Annotated in this window: 1 pseudogene; it reads left to right on the forward strand. The window is 70.5% G+C overall.

The window, feature by feature from the left end:
* Positions 1–148: 148 nt before the first annotated feature.
* Positions 149–1,318: pseudogene (locus tag ACEN88_RS31960) on the forward strand (hypothetical protein); the annotation flags it as partial.

A 1,318-nucleotide genomic window follows, 5' to 3' on the forward strand; every position in this document is an offset into this window, starting at 1 on the left:
ACCGCATCGTGCTGCCGCATGCGTGGCGCGATGCGCTGCCGGCGGGCTTCGCGGACGACGTCCGCGCGCGCGGCGCGAGCGTGGCGTGCGTGGAGCGGATCGGAATCATTTGATGTAGGCTTGCAGGGTGAGCCGGAAGGAGTCGACGATGTTGCGGATGTTTGGATTGGGTGGGGCAAAGTGCCCGCGCTGTTCGCAAGGGACGGGCGCGGCGGACGGCTATTGCACCGCCTGCGGCCTGATGCTCGGCACGCCGCGCAACGAGCCCGTGCTGGTGGAGAACCGCTGGGTGCCCGGTCCGGACGAACTGGCCGTGTTCTTCGGCGTGCGCGCGCTGTCCGGCGTATTCGTCAAGACCCTGCGCGTGCCCGCCACGGCACGTGCCTACATCCTGCAGGGCGATCAGGCCACCGAAGTGCCGCAGGGCGAGTACGAGATCGAAGGCTTCTTCACGCGCCTGAACCACCTGCTGCGCGACCAGCATGCGGAGATCCTCGTCACGAGGAGCGGCGCGCTGCCGGTCGAGTTCGAACTGGATGGCCTGGTCAGCGCCGAACATCTGGAGGTGTCCGCGCGGCTGGCGCTGTCAGTCCGGATCGAGAGCGTGCCCGCGTTCGCGCGCCATTTCATGACGATGCCCGGCACCGTGAAGGCCGACCACCTGCGCGAACTGCTGCTGCAGCCGGTGCGCCAGCTGGCGGGCGAATTCGTCGGCGCCCGTTCGCTGCGCGAGATGGCGGGGCAGCGCGAACTGCGCCCGGAACTCGACCAGCACCTGCAGGGCGGCCTCGCGACCCTGCTCGCGGATTACGGGCTGGCCATCGTCCGCGTGGAGACGCTGGCGCTGCGCCACGACCGCTTCGACGCCAACCGCGCCCGCATCGGCAGCCTGTGGCTGGCCGTCGATGAGCAGCGGGTGAAGGTCGAGCATGCGCGCCAGCTCGACGAGCTGTATACCGACGACGAGTGGCGCCGCATCGCGCGCGAGGAAAGCCAGGCGCGCCTCGCGCACCGCCGCGCGGAACTGCGCCAGGGCGCCGGCATCGAGCGTGCGGAGATGAGCCTGCAGAACGCCGAGCGCGCGCAGGCGATCCGCGCCCGCGAGATCGAGCTGTATGGCCGGATCGTCGAGTCCCGCTCGCGCAAGCACGCGATCGAACGGGGCGCGCAGGATCTCGTCGCGGAGCTGGAACACGAGCTGGCGCAGAAACGCGGCGCGCGCGTGGACCAGGAAACGGAATGGGCGCATTTGCGCGAGCTGGCCGCCGTGCGCATGCGCGAAGAGGTCGCCCTCGCGCGCCAGGACGCGGCGCAGGCC

The organism is Massilia sp. CT11-108 (genome assembly GCF_047302915.1).
Lineage (GTDB): Bacteria > Pseudomonadota > Gammaproteobacteria > Burkholderiales > Burkholderiaceae_D > Telluria > Telluria orientalis.